General features: G+C 36.2%; 7 protein-coding genes. 1 reads left to right on the forward strand and 6 read right to left on the reverse strand.

The genetic code is table 11. The features are described from left to right. The 4 genes from ACIQ2X_RS13135 to rpsF form a co-directional block, all read right to left on the reverse strand. A partial coding sequence (locus ACIQ2X_RS13135) for a DUF6495 family protein (protein ID WP_396179385.1) occupies positions 1 to 411 on the reverse strand: 411 nt, incomplete at its 3' end. 211 nt (positions 412 to 622) lie between these two features. Next, positions 623 to 1,063 carry a 50S ribosomal protein L9 gene (gene rplI, locus ACIQ2X_RS13140; protein ID WP_396179386.1) on the reverse strand — a complete coding sequence of 147 codons (441 nt, stop codon included), beginning with the start codon at positions 1,061 to 1,063 and terminating at the stop codon, positions 623 to 625. A 66-nt stretch (positions 1,064 to 1,129) separates the two neighbouring features. Then, on the reverse strand, positions 1,130 to 1,426 hold the full coding sequence (gene rpsR, locus ACIQ2X_RS13145) for a 30S ribosomal protein S18 (protein WP_022828230.1): 297 nt from the start codon (positions 1,424 to 1,426) through the stop codon (positions 1,130 to 1,132). A gap of 5 nt (positions 1,427 to 1,431) precedes the next feature. After that, positions 1,432 to 1,773 (reverse strand): 30S ribosomal protein S6, encoded by a 342-nt coding sequence (gene rpsF / locus ACIQ2X_RS13150; RefSeq protein WP_396179387.1) that lies wholly within the window; start codon positions 1,771 to 1,773, stop codon positions 1,432 to 1,434. A gap of 164 nt (positions 1,774 to 1,937) precedes the next feature. Here rpsF and ACIQ2X_RS13155 point away from each other — a divergent pair, with 164 nt between their 5' ends. After that, entirely contained in the window at positions 1,938 to 2,633 is a 696-nt protein-coding gene (locus ACIQ2X_RS13155) for a LytR/AlgR family response regulator transcription factor (protein ID WP_396179388.1), read from the forward strand. Here ACIQ2X_RS13155 and priA read toward each other — a convergent pair. Together priA and ACIQ2X_RS13165 are read right to left on the reverse strand one after the other, a co-directional pair. Further along, positions 2,627 to 5,077, reverse strand: coding sequence for a primosomal protein N' (gene priA / locus ACIQ2X_RS13160; RefSeq protein WP_396179389.1), 2,451 nt, complete (start codon positions 5,075 to 5,077; stop codon positions 2,627 to 2,629). The genes ACIQ2X_RS13155 and priA overlap by 7 nt on opposite strands. A gap of 34 nt (positions 5,078 to 5,111) precedes the next feature. Beyond that, complete coding sequence (locus ACIQ2X_RS13165) at positions 5,112 to 5,540, reverse strand: DUF2147 domain-containing protein (protein WP_396179390.1); 429 nt, start codon at positions 5,538 to 5,540, stop codon at positions 5,112 to 5,114. Positions 5,541 to 5,793 lie beyond the last annotated feature (253 nt).

A 5,793-nucleotide genomic window follows, 5' to 3' on the forward strand; every position in this document is an offset into this window, starting at 1 on the left:
CTGAATGAGTTCAAATAAAGAAGTATTTCGTTCTTGTTCAAAAACTTTTTTACCCACTTTCATTTCTACATTTTCAGTAAACATGTTGTCGCTCAACCATTGCAAACCTTCTTTGGTCAGGAAATTCACCTCTGGACTCAAGGCTTTTAACACTATTGAATGCACATCGCTTTCGTTGCAACGAAACAGGAAAATGTGTTGTTTAGAAAAATGCTCTAGATATTCGGCTTTTGAAAGGACGCCCTCCCAAATCAAATCAGAAAAAACATCTAGCTCCTGTTCGGCTACTTCGGGTTTATTTGCTTTTATCAAATCCCATTCGGCTTTATCAATGGATTGGGTAGCCAGAAAGTTGATGAATTCTGGGTGTAATTCGTCAAATTGTTCTTTTGTAAGTCTTGTGTATTTCATATTGATACGTTTTTTTCTGCCACAAAGGCACAAAGTCGCAAAGGTTAGTTTATTTTGTATTTGTTTTTGGAATTTATAACGAATTAGTTAGAGGATTAGAATTTATTTATTCAATAAAGTGACTTAAAATCTTCGTCCCTTGGCGTCTTCGTGGCAAAATAAAAAAAAATCCCGATTCGCATCGGGATTTAAATAGTTCAAGCAGAAAATTTTAGTTTTCGGCTACGATTTCATAAGGTAAATCAACAATTACATCACGGTGTAATCTTACGCTAGCGGTATATTTTCCGGTACGTTTGATGATTCCAGAAGTGATGAATTTTCTGTCGATTGAGTGACCTGCTTTTTCTAATTTTTCAGCGATGTCGATATTGGTTACAGAACCAAATAATTTTTCGCCACCTGCTTTTGCAGTAATTTTAATCTCTACTTCTTTTAATTTCTCAGCTAAATCTTTCGCATCGTTAACGATTTTAGCTTCTTTGTGTGCTCTCTGTTTCAAGTTTTCAGCCAATACTTTTTTAGCCGAAGGAGTTGCTAGAGAAGCAAAACCTTGAGGAATTAAGTAATTACGACCGTATCCTGCTTTTACAGTAACGATATCGTCTTTAAATCCTACGTTTTGAACGTCTTGTTTTAATATAAGTTCCATGTTGTTGTCCTTTTTTTATATAGAAGTTAGCCCGCCGTGGCGAGGCAACAACTTAATTTTAATAAATTATTTTAATAAATCCGCTACGTAAGGCATCAAAGCCAAGTGACGTGCTCTTTTTACAGCTACAGACACTTTTCTTTGGAATTTCAAAGAAGTACCTGTTAAACGACGTGGAAGAATTTTTCCTTGCTCGTTAACGAATTTTAATAAGAAATCAGCATCTTTATAGTCGATGTATTTGATTCCTGATTTTTTGAAACGACAATACTTTTTAGTTTTGTTGGTTTCTATGTTCAAAGGCGTTAAATATCTGATATCTCCGTCTTTTTTTCCTGAAGCTGATTGTTGTAAAGTTGCCATAATAATTACGCTTTAGATGCTTTAATTTTTGCTCTTCTTCTTTCCGCCCAAGAGATAGCGTGTTTGTCCAGACTTACCGTCAAGAAACGCATTACTCGCTCGTCACGTCTAAACTCAGTTTCAAAAGCTTTCAAGACTTCTCCTGATACTTTGTACTCTAATAAATGGTAAAAACCACTTTTTTTGTTTTGAATTTCGTAAGCCATTTTTTTTAGGCCCCAATCTTCTTTTGATACCATCTCTGCTCCTTTACTCGTAAGAAAATCTTCGAATTTGCTTACTGTTTCCTTTACCTGTGTGTCAGATAAAACGGGATTCAAGATGAAAACAGTCTCATAATGATTCATAATAATATATTTTATTTGTTATAAAATTGGGTGCAAAAGTAATTAAATATTTTCATTTAGCAACACTCCTTTTGATTTTTTCGATAAAATATCAAAATTTCCGGTGCAACATTGTATAAAAAAAAAAATAATAAGTACTTTTAGGTCATTAAACTGAAACAAAAATGAAACTGAGTTGTATAATTGTTGATGATAGCGCAATACAGCGATTAATTATAAACAAATTGGTTTCTAAACATCAATACCTCAAAATAGTAGGCGAATTTTCGAATGCTGTTACTACAAAAAATTTTCTTTCCTACAATACGGTTGACCTGCTTTTACTTGATATTGAAATGCCTATCTTAAATGGATTTGACTTCTTAGACACTTTAAAAGTGAAGCCCCAGGTAATTTTTATAAGTGCAAAACCCGAATATGCACTCAAAGCTTTTGACTACGAAGCTACAGATTATATTCAAAAACCAATCCTTCCCCAGCGTTTTGAGGAGGCTATAAAAAGAGCTTTAAACAAACACCTTTTAAAAGATCAACCGCAGGAAAGTAGCGATTGTATTTTTATAAAAAGCAATTTAAAAAAATTAAAAGTATTTATTGCTCAAATAAAATACGTAGAAGCATTTGGTGATTATATAAAAGTGATTACCGACACGGAAAGTCATTTGGTACTCTCAACAATGAAATCTTTTAAAGACGATTTACCCCTAGATCAATTTGTTCGAGTACATAAATCGTTCATAGTAAACCTTCAAAAAATTGAAAAATTCAATAGTAAATTTATCGAAATCGGCACTACTAAAATTCCTTTAAGCCGCACAAAGAAAGAAGAACTAGAAAAAGCCCTCGAAGTTGTTCAATAAAAATCGACGTTCACAATAGCTTTGATGGAACGAAAACTGGGCACTGCTTCAAAACTACTCATCATGCGCGAAATTTTAGCTTTGACCATTTTTAAATGTTCACTTTGCGGAATTTTAATCAAAATAACCCTCAGGTATTCGTTCCGAATTCTATTGACTCCAGGTTCTTCTGGTCCTAAAACAGGTATGTTCAAATGTTGGCTCATTACTTGATGCAACCACATCGCACCTTCTTTGAGTTTTTCAAAATCTTTGTGTTTTAAGGTAATTCGGATCAACTTATAGTAGGGCGGATAAAAGTAAATTTTCCGGTCGTACAATTGTTCTTTGTACATTCCGAAATAATCATTATTGGTCACTTGCTGTAGGGTATTGTGGTTGGGATTGTAGGTTTGAATGATCACTTTTCCTCTTTTTCCCGAACGACCTGCCCGACCTGAAACTTGCGTTAACATTTGAAAACTACGCTCAAAAGCACGAAAATCAGGATGGTACAACATATTGTCGGCATTCATCACGCCTACTAAACTCACTTTTTCAAAATCCAAACCTTTGGCAAGCATCTGCGTTCCGACCAAAATATCAAACTCTAAATTTTTAAAACTGTCGATGATTTTTTCAAAACCAAATTTTCCTCGAGTAGTATCTTGATCCATTCTGCCTACTCGTGCTGAAGGAAAAAGCGCTTGTACTTCTTGCTGAATTTGCTCGGTTCCAAAACCTTTTGTTGTTAAATCGACACTCGAACACGCCTGACAATTGGTTGGTTTAGCCATCGAATAACCACAGTAATGGCACCGCAATTGATTTTTGTGTTTGTGATACGTCAAGCTCACATCACATTGAGAACATTGCGGCACGTGTCCACAAGTCATGCATTCGAGTAGTGGTGCATATCCCCGACGGTTTTGAAACAAAATAATTTGTTCGCCCAAAGCCAAAGCACCAGAAATCGAACGAATCAAAACATCACTAAAATGACCCTGCATCTGCTTGCGAAAATACTTGTCTTTTAAATTGACCAATTCAATATCAGGTAGTTGCACTTTCGAAAAACGTTCGGTGAGTTCGACGATTCCGTATTTCTTATTTTGCGTATTGTAGTACGTTTCAATACTTGGAGTTGCAGAACCTAAAAGTACTTTCGCTTTATGAAAATGTGCCAAAACAATAGCCGCATCTCGGGCGTGGTAACGAGGCGCCGAATCGGACTGCTTGAATGTTTGTTCGTGCTCTTCGTCAATAATTATCAATCCCAAATCATGGAAAGGCAAAAATAAAGCCGAACGTGCTCCAATAATAATTTGTGCTTTTTCGGATTTTTGCAACGACTGTAACCAAACTTCCACTCGTTCATCGTTACTGTATTTGGAATGGAATACTGCTACCAAATTTCCAAAGTGAGCGGTGAGTCGTGTAACCAATTGAGTAGTTAACGCGATTTCGGGAAGTAAATATAAAATTTGCTTATCATAAAGTAGAAATTGCTCAATAAGTTTGATATAAATTTCTGTTTTTCCGCTGGAAGTAACCCCGTGTAAAAGAGTTACCTCATGGTTTTCAAACTGATGTTGGATACTCGTTAAAGCTTTATTTTGTGCGTCACTCAACACCAATTCATTCGACTTGTAATCATTTTCAAACGAAACTCGGTCGTGTTGGATTTGGTACTCTTCAAAAATATTTTTATCAATTAAGGCTTTTACAACCGCTGTTGTACCGCTTTTTTCCAACAATTGTTTAACGGCTATCGGTTTGCCTTTTTCGGTTGCCATCAATTGAAAATAAGACATAACAATTTCGCGCTGTTTTTGTGCATTTTTTAAAAGCTGAAGCAGTTGATTTAAGCCTTCGCTGGAATTAAAATCAGGATTAAGTCGAATGTATTTGACAAGTTTGGGTTTGTAATTTTCTTGAACTTCCTCTTCAATGAATAAAATGTTTTTGTCCATTAATTGTTTGATAACGGGAAGCACATTTTTCCGATTTAAAATCCCCACAACATCCTGAATTTTAAGCGACGATTGCTGTTGCAACGCTTGGTAAACTAAAAATTCGTCGTCAGAAAGACTGGATTCCAACACAAAATCGGTACTTTTTTGGGTAATTACGGTTTCGCTTTCCAGCAAAAGAGCTGATGGAATTGCCGACCGGTACACATCGCCGATGGCACACATATAATAGGAGGCAATCCAGAGCCAATGGTTGATTTGCGTTTGCGTGACCATAGGCGTTTCATCCAGAATTTGGTGAATTTCCTTCGCGTCGTATTTTTCGGGTTTATTTTGATGTACATCGAGTACTAAAGCCGTGTAGATTTTATTTTTTCCAAACGGAACGGCGACTCTAAAACCGGGTTTTAGAAAATAAAATTCTGCTTCATTTACTTGATAGGTAAATGTTTGGGAGAGTGAAAGGGGTAAAACAACTTCGATGAAATACATGGCGTTGAAAGGTGTTATAAATTAGGGAGGGCTTTTATTTTACCCGATGCCAATATTGAGTTCGGCCAAATAGCGAGATTCCGATATAGCCGCGTACTTTGAGTTTATCCTCGTTTTCAAGATTGATGTAGCATTTGTAATATTTCCCGTGTTTGGGATCGAGAATTTTTCCACCATTGTATTCGTTACCGTCCTTCTTTAGTCCGCGGATGATGGTTAATCCCAAAATGGGATGGTCTTTATCTACGCCTTGGCAGTTGTTGCAACGCTTGTCGCGGTTTTTGTGGTTGGCAATTTCAATTACTTTACCGTACACTATGCCGTCTTCTTCATAAATTTGGACGGTGCCGAGTTCTTTTCCGGTTTGATCGTCAATGCATTTCCATTTTCCTAAAACAGTTTTGTTTTGAGCAAAACTGGTAAAAAAAACTAAGGCGGTAAGTAATAACAAAAAATGTTTCATATACGTGAATTTTTAGCCCGGATTGTAACGAATAGCCCGGAATTTGAAAAGCTTATTTTTTCCTGACATAAAGAGCGACTCCCGAAACTTCGAGAGAAGCTCCTTTTGTGGCATTGGAAAAATTGCTTTTCAAATGAGTCCCGACGCTTCGGGATAGAAGTGAAAAGCCGGATAAGCTCCTGAAAAAAATTATTTAAACAAATTGCGTCTTTTGAGTCGGTTGATGGACGTATTGAGTTCGAAACCGAGTAAA

This window comes from Flavobacterium sp., from assembly GCF_044368625.1.
GTDB lineage: Bacteria > Bacteroidota > Bacteroidia > Flavobacteriales > Flavobacteriaceae > Flavobacterium.